The sequence below is a fragment of the Mycolicibacterium parafortuitum genome (assembly GCF_002086815.1).
Taxonomy (GTDB): domain Bacteria; phylum Actinomycetota; class Actinomycetes; order Mycobacteriales; family Mycobacteriaceae; genus Mycobacterium; species Mycobacterium parafortuitum.
This window is the reverse complement of sequence record NZ_MVID01000021.1, coordinates 25891-44730: the sequence shown is the minus strand read 5'-3', so window position 1 is coordinate 44730 and position 18840 is coordinate 25891. Positions and strand designations below refer to the sequence as shown.

The 18840-nt window shown below is 69.3% G+C and carries 16 protein-coding genes; 7 read left to right on the top strand and 9 right to left on the bottom strand.

Annotated features, from left to right (window positions below):
- Positions 1 to 86: 86 nt before the first annotated feature.
- Positions 87 to 488: a secondary thiamine-phosphate synthase enzyme YjbQ gene (locus BST38_RS20295; protein WP_083145272.1), complete on the bottom strand. Its 402-nt coding sequence runs from the start codon at positions 486 to 488 to the stop codon at positions 87 to 89.
- A gap of 96 nt (positions 489 to 584) precedes the next feature.
- Between BST38_RS20295 and BST38_RS20290 the strand changes: the two genes are divergently transcribed.
- Complete coding sequence (locus tag BST38_RS20290; RefSeq protein ID WP_083145271.1) at positions 585 to 893, top strand: GlsB/YeaQ/YmgE family stress response membrane protein; 309 nt, start codon at positions 585 to 587, stop codon at positions 891 to 893.
- An 86-nt stretch (positions 894 to 979) separates the two neighbouring features.
- Here BST38_RS20290 and BST38_RS20285 read toward each other — a convergent pair whose 3' ends face one another.
- The 3 genes from BST38_RS20285 to BST38_RS20275 all read right to left on the bottom strand — a co-directional run bounded on the left by BST38_RS20285 (position 980) and on the right by BST38_RS20275 (position 3730).
- Positions 980 to 1453, bottom strand: coding sequence for an SRPBCC family protein (locus tag BST38_RS20285; protein WP_083145270.1), 474 nt, complete (start codon positions 1451 to 1453; stop codon positions 980 to 982).
- 87 nt (positions 1454 to 1540) lie between these two features.
- Positions 1541 to 2881: a replication-associated recombination protein A gene (locus BST38_RS20280; protein ID WP_083145269.1), complete on the bottom strand. Its 1341-nt coding sequence runs from the start codon at positions 2879 to 2881 to the stop codon at positions 1541 to 1543.
- Positions 2882 to 2890: 9 nt separating this feature from the next.
- Positions 2891 to 3730, bottom strand: coding sequence for a DUF3097 domain-containing protein (locus tag BST38_RS20275; protein ID WP_083145268.1), 840 nt, complete (start codon positions 3728 to 3730; stop codon positions 2891 to 2893).
- Positions 3731 to 3806: 76 nt separating this feature from the next.
- Here BST38_RS20275 and BST38_RS20270 point away from each other — a divergent pair, with 76 nt between their 5' ends.
- Both BST38_RS20270 and BST38_RS20265 read left to right on the top strand, forming a co-directional pair.
- Positions 3807 to 4595, top strand: coding sequence for an SDR family NAD(P)-dependent oxidoreductase (locus BST38_RS20270; RefSeq protein WP_083145342.1), 789 nt, complete (start codon positions 3807 to 3809; stop codon positions 4593 to 4595).
- Between the two features lie 11 nt (positions 4596 to 4606).
- The gene (locus BST38_RS20265; protein WP_083145267.1) at positions 4607 to 5095 is read left to right on the top strand and encodes a nuclear transport factor 2 family protein; all 489 of its coding nucleotides are present in this window, start codon (positions 4607 to 4609) and stop codon (positions 5093 to 5095) included.
- Here BST38_RS20265 and BST38_RS20260 read toward each other — a convergent pair.
- The 5 genes from BST38_RS20260 to BST38_RS20240 are packed head-to-tail and all read right to left on the bottom strand — an operon-like array spanning position 5092 to position 14105.
- Positions 5092 to 6177, bottom strand: coding sequence for a zinc-binding metallopeptidase family protein (locus BST38_RS20260; RefSeq protein WP_083145341.1), 1086 nt, complete (start codon positions 6175 to 6177; stop codon positions 5092 to 5094). The genes BST38_RS20265 and BST38_RS20260 overlap by 4 nt on opposite strands.
- Positions 6170 to 7102: a transglutaminase family protein gene (locus BST38_RS20255; protein WP_083145266.1), complete on the bottom strand. Its 933-nt coding sequence runs from the start codon at positions 7100 to 7102 to the stop codon at positions 6170 to 6172. Before BST38_RS20255 ends, BST38_RS20260 begins: the two co-directional genes overlap by 8 nt.
- Positions 7099 to 9756, bottom strand: a complete 2658-nt coding sequence (locus BST38_RS20250) for a circularly permuted type 2 ATP-grasp protein (RefSeq protein WP_083145265.1) — start codon at positions 9754 to 9756, stop codon at positions 7099 to 7101. The genes BST38_RS20255 and BST38_RS20250 overlap by 4 nt, the downstream gene beginning before the upstream one ends.
- Positions 9756 to 13127 carry a transglutaminase family protein gene (locus BST38_RS20245; protein ID WP_083145264.1) on the bottom strand — a complete coding sequence of 1124 codons (3372 nt, stop codon included), beginning with the start codon at positions 13125 to 13127 and terminating at the stop codon, positions 9756 to 9758. The genes BST38_RS20250 and BST38_RS20245 overlap by 1 nt, the downstream gene beginning before the upstream one ends.
- Before the next feature lie 45 nt (positions 13128 to 13172).
- Positions 13173 to 14105, bottom strand: a complete 933-nt coding sequence (locus tag BST38_RS20240; protein WP_083145340.1) for a DUF389 domain-containing protein — start codon at positions 14103 to 14105, stop codon at positions 13173 to 13175.
- Positions 14106 to 14290: 185 nt separating this feature from the next.
- Here BST38_RS20240 and BST38_RS20235 point away from each other — a divergent pair, with 185 nt between their 5' ends.
- Genes BST38_RS20235 through BST38_RS20220 form a run of 4 tightly spaced genes read left to right on the top strand, consistent with a single transcriptional unit; the run spans position 14291 to position 18838 of the window.
- On the top strand, positions 14291 to 15088 hold the full coding sequence (locus BST38_RS20235; protein WP_083145339.1) for a DeoR/GlpR family DNA-binding transcription regulator: 798 nt from the start codon (positions 14291 to 14293) through the stop codon (positions 15086 to 15088).
- Positions 15085 to 16572, top strand: coding sequence for an FGGY-family carbohydrate kinase (locus BST38_RS20230; RefSeq protein ID WP_083145263.1), 1488 nt, complete (start codon positions 15085 to 15087; stop codon positions 16570 to 16572). Before BST38_RS20235 ends, BST38_RS20230 begins: the two co-directional genes overlap by 4 nt.
- Before the next feature lie 26 nt (positions 16573 to 16598).
- The gene (locus BST38_RS20225) at positions 16599 to 17921 is read left to right on the top strand and encodes an ABC transporter substrate-binding protein (RefSeq protein WP_083145262.1); all 1323 of its coding nucleotides are present in this window, start codon (positions 16599 to 16601) and stop codon (positions 17919 to 17921) included.
- Positions 17922 to 17974: 53 nt separating this feature from the next.
- Positions 17975 to 18838, top strand: coding sequence for a carbohydrate ABC transporter permease (locus BST38_RS20220; protein WP_083145261.1), 864 nt, complete (start codon positions 17975 to 17977; stop codon positions 18836 to 18838).
- Positions 18839 to 18840: the final 2 nt, after the last annotated feature.

Here is an 18840-nt window from a genome sequence, read left to right as displayed (position 1 = left end):
TCCTGACGTCCTTCGGCTCAACCTGCGAATACTCGACCGCACTACAGTACCGGTCTGGGTCGCGAGGGTTTCGACGGACGACGGGGTCAGCCCGCCACGAAGCTGAGCCGGACCGATCGGCGGGGGTTGTCCCTGTTCAGGTCGACCAGCACGATGCTCTGCCAGGTGCCCAGCAGCGGTTCTCCGTCGGCGACGGGCACCGTCACCGACGGGGACACCAGACCGGGCAGCACGTGGTCGGCTCCGTGCCCGGGCGAGCCGTGCCGGTGGCGGTAGCGGTCGTCGCGCGGCAGCAGCCGCTCGAGGGTGTCGACGAAATCGTGATCGGAGCCCGCGCCGGTCTCCAGGACGGCGATGCCCGCCGTCGCGTGCGGCACGAACACATTGCACAGTCCGTCTCCGCGGCCTGCGCAGAAGTCGCGCACCGCATCGGTCAGGTCGACGGTCGTGCGCCGCGAGGTGTCGAGGTCGAGTACGTCGGTGTGCACGAGTCGAGGGTACGGAGAAGTCGTTTGACGCCGGCGTTTATTCGGTCAGGGGCAGGGGTATTTCAGCCGCAGCCGCAACTTCCCACGGAGGTAGAAATGACCATCACCGGCATCATCACCGCGATCCTCGTCGGCATCGTCGTCGGCGTGCTCGCCCGGCTCGTCTTGCCCGGCAAGCAGAAGATCGGCGTACTCCTCACCGTCCTGGTCGGCATCGTCGCGGCGTTGGTCGGTACGGCGCTCGCCCGGGCGATGGGCCTGGCCGCAGTCGCCGGCGACTTCAACTTCGGTGAGTTCATCGTCCAGGTCGTCGTCGCCGTCGCCGGTGTCGCCCTCGTCACCGCATTGATGGGCCGGCGCCGCAGCGGCCTGATGGGCGGCCGCCGCTCGGGCATCCTGCGCTGAGCAACCTGAAGACACCATCCTGGTGATCCCGGCTGGGCCCCCGACCGGCCGGGATCACCCCCGTCTGGAGGCTTTCCGGGCGATAACTACAGCCGGCCCAGCAGCGCGTCGAGTTTCTCGTATCCCTGGGCCATACCGTGTTCCATGCCGGAGGACAGCAGCGCGTCGCGCGCCTCGACGGTCGAACAGATGGACCGCCCGCGGAGCCGTGAGCGGTTCCCGCCGAGGTCGTCGAACCACAGGAATTCGAGATTCACCGAGTCCGGCGCTCCGTCGAATTCAAAGGTTTGCAGGATGAATTCGTTCGGCCGCACGGTGTGGAACGTGCCGTGGAAACCGTACGTGCCCTGCGCGTCCCGATGCGAGTAGCGGTACCCGCCGTGATTGTGGAAGTTCCACTCGGTCATGTCCATCTCCAGCCCGTCCGGGCCCAGCCACTGCGTGATCAGTTCGGGTTCGGCGTGCGCCCGGAACAGCGCGGCGACCGGGGCATCGAAGTCCCGGGTGAATTCCATGGCCAGGGTGTCGACGGGTGTGGTGAGGTCGAGGGCGGTCGTCATGGAAACGTCCTTTCGTGTCGGTGGTTCCACGTGTCGGTGGTTCCCAAGAGTCGACTCGCCCTGAGCCGAGATCTCATCGGCAGGAACTCAGCGCCGCCGGCGGATGATCGCGCGCAGCTTCTCCAACCGCGTGGTGATCTCGCGCTCCGTGCCGTGGTTGGTGGGCCGGTAGTAGTCCACGCCGACCAGTTCGTCGGGCGGATACTGTTGCGACGCAACGCCACCGGGATGGTCGTGGGCGTACTTGTACCCGACCGCGTTGCCGAGTTTCTGCGCCCCGGAGTAGTGCCCGTCGCGCAGGTGGGCAGGCACCAGACCGGCCTTGCCCGCACGGATGTCGGCCATCGCGGCCCCCAGCGCGGTGGTGACCGCGTTCGACTTCGGCGCGGTCGCCAGGTGCACCGTCGCGTGCGCCAGGGTCAGCTGCGCCTCCGGCATCCCGATCAGCTGTACCGTCTGCGCCGCCGCGACCGCGATCGGCAGTGCGGTGGGGTCGGCCATCCCGATGTCCTCGCTGGCCAGGATCATCAGCCGGCGGGCCACGAAGCGCGGATCCTCCCCCGCGACGAGCATCCTGGCCAGATAGTGCAGCGCGGCGTCGACGTCGGAACCGCGCACCGACTTGATGAACGCGCTGACCACGTCGTAGTGCTGGTCGCCGTCGCGGTCGTAGCGCAGCGCCGCCTTGTCCAGCGACTGCTCGATCACCTCGACGGTGACCGTCTCCCCCGATTCCGAGACCGTTTCGGACGCGACTTCCAGCGCCGTCAGCGCGCGCCGCGCATCCCCGGCCGACAGTTGCACCAGTTGGTCGACGGCGTCGTCGGTGACCTCGACCTTGCCGCCGAGCCCCCGCTCGTCGCTGATCGCCCGCCGGAGCACCGTGGCGACATCGGCTGGTGTCAGCGGCTGCAACTGCAGGATCAGCGACCGGCTCAGCAGCGGCGCGACCACGGAGAACGACGGGTTCTCGGTGGTCGCCGCGACGAGCAGCACGACCCGGTTCTCGACCGCGGCCAGCAGCGCGTCCTGCTGGGTCTTGGAGAATCGGTGCACCTCGTCGATGAACAGCACGGTCTGCTCGCCGCGCATCGCCGCCTGCCGCGCGATGTCGATCACCGCGCGGACCTCTTTGACCCCGGCCGCCAGCGCGGACAGCGCCTCGAACCGGCGGCCGGTGGCCTGGGAGATCATCGACGCGAGCGTGGTCTTGCCGGTGCCGGGCGGGCCGTACAGGATCACCGACGCCGCGCCGGAGCCTTCGATGAGCCGGCGCAGTGGCGAGTTCGGTTTGAGCAGGTGGTCCTGGCCGACGACCTCGTCGAGGTTCGCCGGACGCATGCGCACCGCCAGCGGAACGGACGCACCGACCGGTCCCGCGGCGGGCGGCGCCGGCTCCCCGGGCACGTCGAACAGGCTGTCGGACACGCTCCCTGCTTACACGGGTGCGGTGACGAAGTCGATGAGCTCCTCGACCCGACCGATCAGCTCGGGTTCCAGGTCGGTCCAGTCCCGCACCCGGCCCCTGATCTTCTGCCAGGCCGCGGCGATATCGGCCTGGTCGCGGTGCCGCCATCCCAACGCCTCGCACACGCCGTGCTTCCAGTCCTGACCCTTCGGGATCACCGGCCAGGCGGCGATGCCGAGGCGTGCGGGCTTGACCGCCTCCCAGATGTCGATGAACGGATGCCCGACGACCAGCGTGTGCTCACCGCCCGGGCCGCGTCGGACCGCGTCGGCGATACGCGCCTCCTTCGACCCGGTGACGAGGTGGTCGACGAGCACCCCGAGCCGCCGTCCCGGCCCGGGCCGGAAGTCGGCGACGATCGCGGCGAGGTCGTCGACGCCGCCGAGGTACTCGACCACGACGCCTTCGATGCGCAGGTCCTCACCCCACACCTGCTCGACGAGCTCGGCGTCGTGCCGGCCCTCGACGTAGATGCGGCTGGCCAGGGCGACTTTCGCCCGCGCGTTCTTCACCGCGACCGAGCCCGAGGCGGTACGTGTCGGAGCCTTCGGGCCGGCCTTCTTCGGCGCGGTCAGGATGACGGGTTTGCCGTCGATCAGGTAGCCGGGGCCGACCGGGAACGGCTTGGTCCTGCCGTTGCGGTCTTCGAGCTCCATCCGGCCGTACTCGACGCGCACGATCGCGCCGACGAACCCGGTCTGGGCGTCCTCGACGACCATCCCGATCTCGATCGGGGTCTCGACCGAGCGCGGTTTGCGGGCCTGGTGCGGATTGTTGGCCAGGATGTCAGCGCCATAGCGATCAGCCACCGGGTGATCCTAGGAAGAACAGCGGCCATTCCCGCCCAACCGGACCCGTGTGTTGCGCATGAGCCATGATCATCCGGTGACTGATCTGACGGCCTACGGTCCGTGGGCGGTGATCGCGGGCGGCTCCGAAGGGGTCGGCGCCGAGTTCGCCGCGCAGCTCGCCGAGGCAGGCGTGAACCTGGTGCTCGTCGCACGCAAACCGGAGCCGCTGGAACGCACGGCTGCCCGCTGCCGCGAGCTGGGTGTGCAAACCCGCACCCTGGCAATCGATCTCATCGACGGCGTGGACGAGATCGTCACCGCGACCGCGGACCTGGAGGTGGGCCTGCTGATCTACAACGCGGGCGCGAACACCTGCAGCGAGGAGTTCCTCGACGGTGAGCTCGCCGATTTCGGCAGGGTCATCGACTTGAACATCACCGCGTTGATGGCGCTGGTGCAACACTTCGGCCGGCCGATGCGCGAGCGGCGCCGCGGCGGGATCCTGATGGTCGGTTCCATGGCCGGCTACCTCGGTTCGGTGCGGCACAGCGTGTACGGCGGGGTCAAGGCGTTCGGCCGGATCTTCGCCGAGAGCCTGTGGCTTGAGTTGCGCGACTACGACGTTCACGTCCTCGAGCTGGTACTCGGGGTCACCCGCACCCCGGCGATGGAGCGGGTCGGGCTGAACTTCGACGTGCCGGGACTGCGGGTCGCCGAACCCGCCGACGTCGCCGCCGAGGGGCTGAGCCGGCTCCCGCACGGACCGGTGCACGTCGCCGGGGGCAACGATGCCGACGTCGCGCGGCGCAACGATCCCGACCGGGCGAAGGTGGTGCTGGGCACCCACCGGTTCATGCAGAAACTGATCGGTGAGAGCCGATGAGCCCAGACCCGATGAGCGACGAACGACTGGCCGAGTTGGAGCGGCGGCTGCGCCGCGTCGAGGACGAACGCGAGATCGAGCGGATGATCGCCCGGTACGGTCCGTTGGTCGACGCCGGTGACGCCGACGAGGCCGCGGCGCTGTGGGCCGAGGACGGCACCTACGTCGTCGAGGGCTGGACCATGCAGGGCCGCGACGACGTCGCCGCGATGGTCCGCTCCGACGAGCACCAGGGCCTCATCGCGCGCGGGTGCTGCCATTTCCTGGGCCCCGCGGTCGCCACGGTCGACGGCGACGAGGCCACCGCCGTGTGCGAGTCCGTGCTCCTCGTGCACCGCGACGGCCGGTTCGTTGCCGCCCGCGCCGGCGCGAATCACTTCCGGCTGCGCCGGGTCGACGGGCGCTGGCGGATCACCAGCAGGACGTCGATCGCGCTGACCGGCAATCCCGAAGCGCGGCAACTGCTTTCCGACGGTGCCACACCGGGGCGCAGCAGTTAGCCGAGCTGCTGGTTCTGGTCCTCGACCGGGGCGCCGACCTCGGCGAGCTTCACCGGGTTCGACGTGATCTCGTCGATCACCGTGTGGATGAACCGCATCTTCTCCAGCACCGGCGGCGGAAGCACGAACGGGTACACGTCTTCCTTGCCCATCGAGCGGTTCAGCTGGTTCAGCGCCCAGGACAGCGGCAGCCACTGGTCGATCATCACGTCGAAACTGCTGGGGCCCAGCACCCTGCGCTCGTAGGTCGCGGTGGCGGGTGCGAAGCCGAACGCCGCGGCGGTGTCGAGGGTGTCACGGATGTGCAGGTAGTGCGCGAACGTCTCGGCCCAGTCCTCGGCCGGGTGCATCGTGGCGTACGAGGAGACGTAGTCGTCCTCCCAGCCCGCGGGCGCCCCTTCGCTGTAGTGCCGGTCCAGTGCGGCCTGGTAGTCAGCCTCGGGATCACCGAAAAGCTCGTGGTAGCGCTGCAGGTAGTCCTGCGACGTCCCGATCAGCCGGTACTGGTAGTAGTGGCCGATCTCGTGGCGGAAGTGCCCCAGCAGCGTCCGGTACGGCTCGTCCATCGAGATCCGTAGTTGCTCGCGGTGCACGTCGTCGCCCTCGGCGAGATCCAGTGTGATCACGCCGTTCTCGTGGCCGGTGAACACCTTCTCGAACTGGCTGGACAGCAGATCGAAGGCCAGACCGAACTCGTGGTCGACGTCACGGCCGACGATCGGCAGCTTGAGCTCGTGCAGTTCGGCGATCAGCCGGCGCTTGGCCCGCTCCGCGTCGGCGAACGCCGCCAGCGCGACGGTGTCGGCGTCGTTGGGGCGGGTCCGGGTCAGCGCGCACGACACACACAGCTTGGCGATCGGCCCCTTCTCGACCAGCCAGTTACATTCGGCCAGATGCAGATTCGCGCACAGCTGGTACTGCCGCTCGTCGACCGCTCCTGCGTGTTCACTCTCTCCGGGAGGGGCGATCACCAGCAGAGCCATGTCGTCGAGCGAAAAGCCCAGCGCGCTCTTGCAGTTCAGGCACAGCGAGTTCTCGAACGACAACCGTTGCCCGCAGTTGGGGCAGGTGAAGTCACGCACGGAGGACTCCCCCGGCGTGCGGGGCGACATCGACCGAGACGTCGATCACGCTGCTCTCGGAGTCCGTGTAGATGATGCCGCGCAATGGCGGCACATCGGCGTAGTCGCGGCCGAATCCGACCGTCACGTACCGTTCGTCGACCATCTGGTTGTTGGTCGGGTCGAGGCCCAGCCACAGGTTCTGCGGTGTCCACACCGACGCCCAGGCGTGCGTCGCGTCCACTCCCACCATGCGTTCCTTCCCGGGAGGCGGGTCGGTCGCCAGATATCCGGAGACATAGCTGGCGGCCAGACCGTTGGCGCGCAGGCAGGCGATCGCCAGCCGCGCGAAGTCCTGGCATACCCCTTCCCGCGCTGCCAAAACCTCGCTCACCTGGGTGGATACCGTCGTCGACCCCGACCGGTAGGTGAAGTCGGTGTAGATCCGGGACGTCAGGTCGCGCAGCACCTCGATCAGCGGCCGGCCCGCGACGAAACTCGGTGCGGCGTAGGCACGCACCTCGTCGGTGATCTCGGGTGGCTGCAGGTCGAGGGTGAACTCGGTCGCCAGTGCCCCGTCGGCGCCGACGGGGCGCGCGATCTCCCACGGCGCCCGCGCCGACGGCCCCTGGTACAGGTCCGGCGGCGGCGGGTCGACCTCGACGACGGAGCGGCTGGTGACGACCAGCCGGTGGTGCTTTTCGGTGACGTGGAAGTACGAGCTGATGTTGCCGTAGCCGTCCCGGCTGGTGGAGCTGTCCTCGGGTTCGGGCTCGATGACCAGCTCGTGGAACAGGCAGCGTTGACGGGCCGAGTCGCGCGGGGTCAGGAAGCCGCGGCCGTAGGAGCTCGTGACGACATCGGAGTACCGGTACTCGGTGCGGTGGGTGATCTCGTAGGTGCGGCTGGCCGCGGACGCGGTGGGGCCGTCGGGGAACGCCGTCACGGCACCATCCGCCGTTCGTCGGGTCCCCACAGCGGCTGCATGTCGCCCGGCAGGGACAGATGGATCGCGGTGATCACCGACGAGAGCTCACGCAGATCTCGGTGGATGGCCGACATCAGCGCGTCGAGTTCCTCGCGTCGGCCGTCGGCGGTGGCGTCGTCGAGTTCGGCGGGTTCGATGCGGCGCAGCCGGGCGGCGATCTCGTCGACCATCCGTTCGGGGCGCGACGACCCGGTCGCCCCGGGCAGCGACTTCAGGTGCGCGCGTAGCAGTTCGAGTTGGTAGACCAGCGAGCGCGGGTTCTCGACGTCGAACAGCACCAGCTCGGCGACCCCGGCGATGCTGATCTTGCCGGGGTTACGGCGCCGGTAGATGACCAGCGACTCGCACGCCACCAACGTGGACTCGGTGACGGTCTGCTCGGCGCCCGGGGTGCGGACGGTGCTCAGCGTGGAGCGCAGCAGCGCGGTCAGCGCGAGGCCCCGTTCGATGCGTTTGCCGATGTCCATCATGGTCCAGCCGACGTCGCGCACCATCGACTCGGACACCACCCCCGACAGGGCCAGCATCCCGGCCAGGGTCAGCGTGTTGGTCGAGGCGAGGAACGCATCGCCTTCGGCCTGCGAATCCGGCGGTGTGTCAGGGGCGTTCAGCAGCGCCCGCTCGACGGCCGACAGCACCATCCAGGTGTCGTTGGACATCTGGTCGCGCACCGCGCGCGCGGACAACGCCAGCCGCTCCACCGACTGGGCCAGCGAACCGGGGCGGTGCCGATCGGCGGTCAGTGCCCACAGCGTGGTCGGTGCGGTGGCCACCATCTCGGCGTAGTCGCCGCCGGCGCCGGTGTCGGTCCCGGTGAGCTGTCCGAGCGCGGTCAGCAGCACCGGGACGCATTCGCTGCCGTCCATCGTTCTGCGGTAACGGAATTCGTGGTAGCGCTCGCGGGTCACGGTCAGCAGCCGCGCCATCTGCTCGGCGCGTTCGGAGTAGCGGCCGATCCAGAACAGGTCCGACAGCACGCGAGGCGAGCTGACCTCCTGGATCGGGCTCGCCATGGCGGGCGCGGGCAGCCCGGGGGCGTCGCTCGGGATCTTCTCCGCGGTGACCCGGCTCGGGGTGCGCACCCAGACATCTTTGGCGGCAACGGTTTCGAGTTGGTAGGCAGACGGCCCGTCCGCCAGCAGGTAGCCGAGCCCGCCGATCATCGGCGCATACCCGCCACGCTGGGCCACCGTGAACAGCCGCATACCGACCGTAGAGGTCGACAGCCCGCCGGGCAGATAGTCCGACGGCGCCGAGGAGAACTGCGGGAGCTCCTGGCCGACCCACTGCCACGGTGTCGCCGCGATGCGCGCCGCGAGATCGTCGCGCTGGGCCGCCGACAGCGTCGGCCCGGTGATCGGCTCGCCGCCGGTGACCGGTTTGATCAGCAGCGAGGACAGCTTCGCCAGCAGATGCGAGCGTTCGACGTCGATGCCGCCCCAGTACATCGGCGCGGTCGGTAGCAGCGGGGTTTCGCCGAGCAGCGCCTCGGCCAGCTCCGGCAGGAAGCGAAGCAGCCCTGGGCTTTCCAGCACGCCACTGCCCAGGGTGTTGACGACGGTGACCGCGCCGCGCCGCAGCACCTCGACCAGACCGACGACGCCGAGCCGCGATGACGGCCGCAGATCCAGCGGGTCTGCGTAGTGGGCGTCCACCCGGCGCAGCACGACGTCGACGCGCTTGAGGGTGCCCATCGAGCGCATCCACAGCTTGCCGTCGCGCACCACCAGATCGGCGCTCTCCACCAGCGGCAGGCCCAGCACACTGGCCAGATAGGCCTGGTCGAACGCGGTCTCGGAATGGATGCCGGGACTGAGCACGACGATGACGGGTTCCTCGGCGGACTCCGGGGCGGCGTCGACGAGCGCCAGCCGCAGTGCCTGCGCCCACGGCGAGGTCGGCCGCGGGCCGATCTGCTCGTAGAGGTCCGGGATCGCGTGCGCGACCACCCTGCGGTCGGCGAGGGCGTACCCCGCGCCGGACGGCGCCTGCGTCCAGTCGGCGTTGACCACGAAGTCCCCCGACCCGGTCCTGCCGATGTCGCAGCCGTGCATGAACAGCTGGTGTCGTCCGGGCACCTCGATGCCGCGGGCGGGCCGCAGGTACCCGGGGTGGGAGAACAACAGCTCCGGCGGCAGCACACCTTCGGTGATGCAGCGGCGCTGGCCGTACACATCGGTCAGCACGGCGTCGAGCACGCGGGAGCGCTGCACCAGCCCGGCTTCCAGCTGGTCCCAGTCGGACGCCGAGATCACCAGCGGCAGCGCGTCGAGCTGCCACGGCACCGCGACGGTTTCCTCGCCGCCCGGATCGGTGTGCACGTAGGTGATGCCGTCGTTGTCGACGAGCCCGCGCACGACCGCGCGGAGCCGGTCGAGTCCGCCGCGGCCGCGGTCGCGCACGCAATCGGCCAGTTCCTGCCACGCCGGCCGCACGTCGCCCGCCGCGTCGACGAACTCGTCGTAGCCTGCGGGCGGGCCTGCGCCGAGCCGTGGTTGCACGTCGAACAGCGCCTGCTGCGCGCGCATGCTCGTATACGGCGTCAGCGGGTTCTCAACGTCGGTCGCTCCGGCGCCTCGATGCGGGGCCGGAGGGGTCGTGGGGAAGGCCATTACTGCAGAACGGTACGCACTCGCCGCAGATCCAATATCCCCGGTGCACCCACGTCCATCGATTGACGGGCCTGCTTCTCCTTGAGCGCCGCGAGGTCCACGGTGCCGGGGGTGAAGCCGGTGGCCTCGAACCGCCGGGCGCGACGGGACTCGGCCTCGACCGCGTTGACCGGGGGCGTGTCATATGAGCGGCCGCCGGGGTGGGACACGTGGTAGGTGCAGCCGCCGCGCGACACCCCGCTGGCGGCGTCCACGAGCTCGAACCGCAGGGGTCCGTCGACGGTGATCGTCGGGTGCAGCGCGCTGGGCGGCTGCCAGGCCCGGTAGCGCACACCCCCGACCTGGACGTCGGGGTTGTCGGTGGCCAGCATCGGCACCGGGTGGCCGTTGACGGTGACGATGAACCGGTCGCGGTCAGCCCCGATGAGCCGGACCTGCAGGCGCTCCACGGACGAGTCGACGTAGCGAGCGGTGCCGCCTGCCGTCGACTCCTCACCGAGCACGTTCCACGGTTCGATCGCGCCGCGCAGCTCGATCTCCACGCCGCCGAACACCGCGGTGCCGATCCTCGGGAACCGGAACTCGGTGAACGGGTCCAGCCAGCTGGTGTCGAACTCGATGCCGTGCGCGCGCAGATCGGCGGCCACCTCGGCGATGTCCTGGATCAGGAAGTGCGGCAACAGGTACCGCCCGTGCAGGTTGGCGCCGTGGCGGATCAGCGGGGCGCGCAGCGGTTCGGCCCAGAACCAGGCCACCAGCGAGCGCACCAGCAGCGACTGCACCATCGCCATCTGCGGGTGCGGCGGCATCTCGAAGCCGCGCAGCTCGAGCAGGCCGAGCCGGCCGCGCGCGCTGTCAGGGCTGTAGAGCTTGTCGATGCAGAACTCGGCGCGATGGGTGTTGCCGGTGATGTCGGTGAGGAGGTGACGGAGTGCCCGGTCGACGAGCCACGCAGGGGCCCCGGAGCGACCATCAGATGAGGCGGGGCTGTCGACCTTCGACAGCCGGCCGATCTCGGCGAACGCGATCTCCAGCTCGTACAGCGATTCCGGGCGTCCCTCGTCGACCCGCGGCGCCTGCGAGGTGGTGCCGACGAAGCGGCCGGCGAACAGGTAGGACAGCGACGGGTGGCGCTGCCAGTACGTCAGCAGCGATACCAGCAGGTCGGGGCGGCGCAGCAACGGTGAATCCGCGGGCGTGGCGCCGCCGAGGGTGATGTGGTTGCCGCCGCCGGTGCCGCCGTGGGTGCCGTCGACGTCGAACGCCTCGGTCGACAGCCGCGCGAGCCGCGCCTGTTCGTAGAGCGTCTCGAGTTGCTCGCGCTGCTCGGCGAAGCCGGCGGTGGGCGCGACGTTGACCTCGATCACCCCCGGGTCCGGGGTGATCGACATGGACTTCAGCCGCGGGTCGGCCGGCGGGCCGTACCCCTCGATCACCACGGGGCAGTCGATCGCGGCGGCGGCCGCCTCGATCCGGCCGATCAGGTCCACGAAATGCTCGAGTTCGGCGGTGGGCGGCAGGAACACGTACAGCAGCCCGTCGCGGATCTCGGCGACCAGCGCGGTGGTCGGCACCCACTCGTCGTCGTCCTCGGAGGTGACCACCGCAGTGGGTGCGGCCGCGGTGCCGTTGCCGGCCGCTCCGCCCACGGCGAGGGCGGGTCGGCGCTGCAACGGGTCGGCCTCGACCGACGGTTTGGGCGGCTTCCAGCTGATCGAGTCCAACGGCAGGCGCAGACCGGCGGGCGAATCGCCGTCCAGCAGCACGATGCGTCCGCGCCGCAGTGTCCAGTCCGCGCTCGCCCAGCCCTGCTCGTCGTCGCGGCGGTGCAGCGGCAGTACGAACGCGGTCGGTTCGGTGACGGATTCGTCGAGCCGGGCCAGCAGTGCCGCGCGCGCGTCGGGGCTGTCGGCGTCGAGGTCGTCACCGGCGGGCACCGGCGGCCCCTCGGGTTGCCGCACCACAGCGGCCAGCCGGGCCAGTGCGTCCTCGTAGGCCGGGCGAACCTGGCGCTCGGGCAGCCCGAACCCGGAGGCGATCGCGGTCAGCAACCGGCGGGCGGCGTCCGGCGAGATCGCCCTGGTCTGCGGCTGCTCCGGCCACGGATCGGCCAACAGCGTGTCGTCGGTCCACAACGGTTGCCCGTCGGTACGCCAGTGCAGCCCGATCTGCCAGCGCGGCAACGGTTCTCCGGGGTACCACTTGCCCTGGCTGCGCTGCACGAGGCCGTGCGGCGCCCACACCTTCTTGAGCCGGGCCGCCAGCGCGGAGGCACGCCGGCGTTTGTGCGGCCCGTCTGCCGCGGTGGTCCACTCCGGGTCGACCTGGTTGTCGATCGACACGAACGTCGGCTCGCCGCCGACGGTCAGCCGGACGTCCGTGGCGGTCATCCGTTCGTCGACGCGGGCACCGAGCGCGTTGATCGCGGCCCAGCTCGCCTCGCTGTAGGGCAACGTGACGCGCGGGTCCTCGTGGATCCGGGTCACCGCATTGCTGAATTCCAGTGTCGCCTGGCACGGTTCGGTCGCTCCGGTGATCGGGGCCGCCGACTCGGGGTGCGGGGTGGCCGACAGCGGGATGTGCCCCTCCCCGGCGAACAGCCCCGAGGTCGGATCCAGCCCGATCCAGCCGGCACCGGGGATGTACACCTCGGTCCATGCGTGCAGGTCGGTGAAGTCGGCCGGCGGACCCGACGGGCCGTCGAGGGCCTCCACGTCGGAGGTCAACTGCACCAGGTAGCCGGACACGAAGCGTGCCGCAAGGCCTAGTTGGCGCAGGATCGACACCAGCAGCCAGGCCGAGTCGCGGCACGATCCGATGCCGGTGCGCAGCGTGTGATCGGGCGTCTGCACGCCCGGCTCCATGCGCACGGAATACCCGACGTCGGCGTTGACGGCGCGGTTGAGCGCGACGAGAAAGTCGATGGTGCGGGTCCCCGCCGCGATGCCGAAGTTCTTGACCCAGGCTTGCGCGAGGTCACCGGGACCGGAGTTCTCGTCGTCCTCGTCGACCGGGCGCAGATAAGGTTTCAGGTCCTCGGCCAGGCTTTTCGGGTACTCGAACGGGAACGTCTCGGCGTAGTCCTCGATGAAGAAGTCGAACGGGTTGATCACCTTCATGTCGGCGATCAGGCCGACGGTGATGGTCAGATTGCGGGCCCGGGTCGGGAACACCAGTCGCGCCAGGTAGTTGCCGAACGCGTCCTGCTGCCAGTTCACGAAATGGTCGGCCGGCTCCACCTGCAGCGAGTACGCCTCGATCGGCGTGCGCGAGTGCGGCGCCGGACGCAACCGCACGACATGCGGATGGATCTCGACAAGCCTGTCGAAGTTGTAGCTGGTGCGGTGCTCCAGGGCGACCTTGATCCCCATAGCGGCAATCCCACCACACTGCCCTGGCGGCCGCAGGCTGCGCCGTTACGACTTGCGTGCGGTACGGCCGACCAGCCGGCCCCGCGGGCGCAGCACCAGCACCAGCACCCCGGCCAGCACGATGCCGACCAGGTTGACCGCGAGTTGCAGTGCCGATTTGCCCGCCACGTCCCACGCCCCCACCGTCGCGGCCACCACCGCGAAACCGGCGGCGGTCACGGTGTAGACGGAGATGAAGACACCGACGAGCCCCGACGAGCGGGCCGACACCAGCGAGAGCATGCCCGCCGCACCGGCCAGCAGCGCGACCATGAACGACACCGGGCCCACCTGGAAGATGAAGTCGACCTCCTCCACGTGCTGGACGCTGTCGAGGCTGATCCAGCCGATCGATTCGGCGGCCCAGGTGGCGAGCGCGGTGATGCCCATCGCGATCGGGAAGCCGACGACCAGTGCGACGGCGGCCCGCCGCGCCAGCGCCATGCGGCGTTGCACGAGCGCCACCGACAGCGCGGCGAGCGGCCCGAACTCGGGGCCGAGAACCATCGCGCCGACCACGGTCACAGTAGAGTCGGTGACCACACCGATCGCGGTCAGAAGGCAGGCCAGGGTCAGAAACAGCACGAAGGTGACCGACAATGTCGCGTCTTCGCGTGTGCGGCCGATGAGTTCGTCCCACACCACCGCGTCGGCCGGATCGCCCGCGGCGTCGTCCTCGGCCCGGTGCGCGCGGGTGGAGAGCACCGTGTCGAGCACGGTCAGCGTGATCGCACCGCGGTGCTGTGCGTCGAGCCCCTTGAGTTCCTTGATCACGTCGTTCGCGCATTCGCGGGCCAGGTCGGCGGTGATCTCGTCACCCTCGGGATCCAGCGCGGCCCCGGGATACATCAACACGTGCGCGACACCGACCTGCCGGTTCAGGACGTCGAGCACATCGGCGCGCATGTCGGCCGGAACGATGACCCGCAAGTGCAGCACCGGCGCACGGTAACCGGCCCGCACCGCGGATACGAACAGATTCGGACGACACTGGAACAAATGTGGGCACCACACACATCGGTGTTATATATTCACACGACTTGCTTCGCCGGCGCCGTGAAAAGCCAGGTGATGCACGGTAACTCTGTTAATTTTGCACAGCAGAAGTGTTGGTGGCCGTGGATGTGAGAACCCGCCGGGACCGGATCGAACAACGCGTTCGGTCGGCCCGCGAGATCAACTTCGCCGCTCTGGCGGCGGAGTTCGACGTGTCCGAGATGACCATCCGCCGCGACGTCGAGGCACTCGAGGCCCTCGGCGTGGTCCGCCGGGTCGTCGGTGGCGCAATCGCGGTGCAGGGCAAGGACTCCGAGCCCGCATTCGCGACCCGGATGGCCGACGCCGCGCAGGAGAAGGCGCACATCGCCGAGGTGGTCGCCGACCTGATCGGACGCAACGAGACCCTGATCCTGGACTCCGGCAGCACCGCGCTGGCCGTGGCGAACTCGCTGAAGGGCCGTGAGCTCGGCCTGACCGTGGTGACCCCGAGCGTGCTGGTCGCCCTGGCACTGGTCGACGAACCCGATGTCACCGTTGTGCTCACCGGAGGCGAACTGCGGGCCGGCGAACTCAGCATGATCGGTCCCAGCGCCGAGGACACGCTGGCCAACTACAACTGCGACACCTATGTGATGGGGGTGGCCGGCATCGACGGCGAGCGGGGCATCTCGGACTACCACCAGGCCGAGAGCCGGGTGAAGCGCGCGGCGAGCGCACGCGCCGATCGCGTGATCGTCGCCGCCGACAAGAGCAAGCTGGGCCGGGTCACCTTCGTCAGCATCGCCAAGCTGTCCCAGATCCAGGTCATCGTCAGCGACGGTCCGGCCGACCACCCGGCGCTGGTCGCCGCGCGCGGCGCCGGCGTGGACGTCATCTGCGTTGCCTCCCAGGATGATTCGCAGGCCGAGGTGAGCGCCCGATGAGCCGCTACACGATCGGCGTCGACGTCGGCACCACCGGGACCAAGACGGTACTGCTCGACACCACCGACAAGATCGTCGCCACCGCATCGCGCGAGACCGCGCTGCACTCCCCCGGGCCCGGATTCGCCGAGGCCGACACCGCGCAGTGGCACCGCAACGTGATCGAGTCGATCCGCGAGGTCGTGACCCGCAGCGGGGTCGCGCCGGAGGAGATCGCGGCGGTGGCCACCTCCGGGATGGTGCCCGCGGTCATCCCCGTCGATGCGGCGGGAAATCCACTGCGGCACGCGATCTTGCAGAACGACGCCCGCGCCCACCGGGAGGTCACCGACCTCGCCGCGACGCTGTCGGGGGTGGATCTGGTGACTCTGACCGGATCGGCGCTGACCCAACAGTCGGTGGCCCCGACCGCGGTGTGGTTGCGCGAACACGAACCCGACACGTACGCCCGCACCGCACACTGGGTCGGGTCCTACGACTGGGTGCTCTCGGCGCTGGGCGCCGAGCTCCACGTCGAGCAGAACTGGGCGCTGGAATCGGGCCTGTTCACCGTCGGCGGTGACACCGCTGACGTCGTACTGGAGGCCGCCTCGCTCGATCCCGCGACCCTGGCGCCGGTACGGCGTCCCGGCACCCGCGTCGGTGAACTGAGCCGCGCGGCCGCCGAGGCCACCGGGCTGCGCGCGGGAACCGCATTGGTGGTCGGCGGCGCTGATCACGTGCTGTCGGCGTACGCGGCTGGGGTCAACCGTCCCGGCGACGCGCTGGTCAAACTCGGTGGTGCGGGCGACATCCTGGTCGCCAGCGACACCGAGATCGTCGACGAGCGCCTCTATCTCGACGCCCACCCGGTCCCTGGCCGCTGGCTGCCCAACGGCTGCATGGCCACCAGCGGCAGCCTGATCCGGTGGTTCCAGTCCCTGATCGGCGGCGCCGAACTGACCGACCTGGACGACGAGGCCGCCGACCGGGCCCCGGCCGAGATCCTGTGCTTGCCGTACTTTCTCGGCGAGAAGAGCCCGATCCACGATCCGGACCTGCGGGGCGTGTTCGCCGGCATGCACCTCGGCCACACCAGGGCGGACATGTACCGCTCGGTGCTGGAGGCCATCGCGTTCGGGTTCCGCCACCACGTCGACGTGTTCACCGAGATCGGCATCCCGTTCGAGCGGGTGATGATCACCAACGGCGGATCCAAATCCACGCTGTGGAAGCAGATCCACGCCGACGTGCTCGGCCGCGACATGCACCCGGTCATCGGTCACCCGGGCGCCTCGCTCGGCGCGGCGGTGATCGCCGCCATCGGTGTCGGTGCGCTCGACGACTGGTCGGACGCCGCCCGTTTCATCACCCTGGACAAGCCCTACCGCCCGGATCCGGCCCGCCGCGCCGCCTACGACGAGGCCTACGCCACATGGCGCGAACTCGGCGCCGTGATGACGCCCGTCTCCCACAAGATCGCCCGCACCACCCGAATGAAGTGAACAGCGATGAAAGGAACAGCACTGTAATGAGATTCGCTCAAATCCCCACCGCAAGGCGGCGCGGCAAGACCCGTACCGCCTTCCTCGCGATGTTCGCCGCCGGCGCGCTCGCGCTGTCCGGATGCGCCGGCAGCGGCGGACCCGAACAGGTCGAGGCCACCGGCACCGGCGAGGTCTCGACCGACACCTCCGGCACCGTCCGGATCCTGATGGAGAACGTGCCCGACACCGACATCGTGAAATCGATGGTGACGGACTTCAACTCCGAGTACCCCGACATCGACATCCAGATCGAGTCCCTGACGTTCGACCAGATGCGCGACAAGCTGGTGTCGTCCTTCCAGTCGTCCTCCCCGACCTATGACCTGATCGTGGTCGACAACCCGTGGATGGTGGACTTCGCCGACGCGAAGTTCCTGCAGCCTCTCGATGCCCGCATCGACAGCACCCCCGACTACGACGCCGCCGACTTCTTCACCCCGCTGACCGACATCACCACCGTCGACGGGGTCCGCTACGGCGTGCCGTTCTACAACTACGCGCTCGGATACCTCTACAACTCCGACGATCTGGCCGCCGCCGACCAGCAGGTGCCCACGACGCTCGACGAGCTCGTCAGCACCAGCAAGGCGCTCAAGAGCGGTGATCGGGCCGGTATCGCGATGCAGCCGCAGCGCGGATACAAGATCTTCGAGGAATGGGGCAACTGGCTGTTCGCCGCGGGCGGTTCGATCTACGACGCCGACGGCAAGATCACGCTGAACACCCCCGAGGCCAAGCGCGCGCTCGAGGCCTACATCGACGTCTACAACACCGCCGCTCCGGCCAACAGCCTCAGCTGGGGCATGGACGAGGCGCAGCGTTCGGTGGCAGCCAATCAGGCGGCGACGATGATCAACTACAACTGGCAGCTGCCCGCCCTCAACGAGCCGGGCTCCGGGCCGGCCGCGGGCAAGATCAAGCTCGCCCCGATCCCGGGCGGCAAGCAGGTGCTGGGTTCGTGGAGCTGGGCGATTCCGGCCAACTCGGCCACCCCTGACGCGGCGTGGGCGTTCGTCTCGTGGATCACGGCCAAGCCCAACGACGTGGTGCGCACCGAGAAGGGTGGCGCGGCGATCCGCAAGAGCACGCTGCAGGATCCGGCGGTGCTGCAGGGCCAGTTCGGTGAGGACTACTACCGCACGGTCGAGCAGCTGCTCCAGGACGCGGCTCCGCTCACGCAGGGTCCCAGCGGCGAGGAGATGATCCAGGCCGTCGGCACCGAGCTCAACGAGGCCGTCGCCGGCAAGAAGAGCGTCGACGACGCACTGGCCGCGGCGCAGGCCGAGGCCGAGAAGATCCAGGGCTGACAAGCCCTTTCCCAGCCGGGAAACCGACCACCCACGAAAGGAGCGAGGCCACCGTGAAATTTCAACACGGCATGGTCGCCCCCCTCGTCGCGCTTTTCGTCGGGGTGGTCGGTTTCCCCCTGGGGTACGCGGCCTACCTCAGCGTCACCGACTACAAACTCACCGACCGCGGTGCGCCCGAGATCGTCGGCGCGGACAACTTCGTCGCGACGTTCGGTGACGGCGCGTTCTGGAATGCCTTCGGCACCACCGCGATCTACGTGCTGGTCGCCGTCGGCCTGGAACTGGTGATCGGGCTGGCGATCGCGCTGGCACTGCAGAAGCAGCGCTGGGCACGCGACCTCACCCGGTCGATGCTGCTGGCGCCGATGTTCATCACGCCGATCGCGGTCGGGCTGACGTTCCGCTTCCTGCTCAACGACCAGCTCGGCGCGATCCCGGCGATGCTGCACTCCATCGGCATCGACTACGACTTCTTCGGACCCGGTCGGGCGCTGTACACCCTGGCGTTCATCGACGTCTGGCAGTGGACGCCGTTCATGGTGCTGTTGCTGCTCGCCGGGCTGGAGTCCATTCCGAAGGAACCGCTCGACGCCGCCCGTGTCGACGGCGCCGGCGGCTTCTACGTGCTGCGGCGGGTGACCCTGCCGCTGCTGGCCCCGGTGCTGGTGGTGGCGATCCTGCTGCGCTCCCTCGATGCCATGAAGGTCTTCGAGTACGTCTTCGCGACCACCCGCGGCGGGCCGGGCACCGAGACAGAGACGTTGCAGTACTTCATCTATCAGACCGGGATCCAGTTCTTCCGGCTCGGGTCCGCGTCGTCGATGGCGTTCGTGGTCCTCGTGCTGGTGCTGGCGGTCATCGTGGTCGCGTTCCGGCGGATGGAGAAGACCAAGACCCGGGAGGCGGCCAAGTGAAC

Excerpts from the sequence above, each read along its gene's own strand:
- BST38_RS20290 (WP_083145271.1), top strand. The coding sequence starts at position 585 with ATGACCATCACCGGCATCATCACCGCGATCCTCGTCGGCATCGTCGTC.
- BST38_RS20285 (WP_083145270.1), bottom strand. The coding sequence starts at position 1,453 with ATGACGACCGCCCTCGACCTCACCACACCCGTCGACACCCTGGCCATG.
- BST38_RS20265 (WP_083145267.1), top strand. The coding sequence starts at position 4,607 with ATGAGCGACGAACGACTGGCCGAGTTGGAGCGGCGGCTGCGCCGCGTC.
- BST38_RS20250 (WP_083145265.1), bottom strand. The coding sequence starts at position 9,756 with ATGGCCTTCCCCACGACCCCTCCGGCCCCGCATCGAGGCGCCGGAGCG.
- BST38_RS20245 (WP_083145264.1), bottom strand. The coding sequence starts at position 13,127 with ATGGGGATCAAGGTCGCCCTGGAGCACCGCACCAGCTACAACTTCGAC.
- BST38_RS20230 (WP_083145263.1), top strand. The coding sequence starts at position 15,085 with ATGAGCCGCTACACGATCGGCGTCGACGTCGGCACCACCGGGACCAAG.
- BST38_RS20225 (WP_083145262.1), top strand. The coding sequence starts at position 16,599 with ATGAGATTCGCTCAAATCCCCACCGCAAGGCGGCGCGGCAAGACCCGT.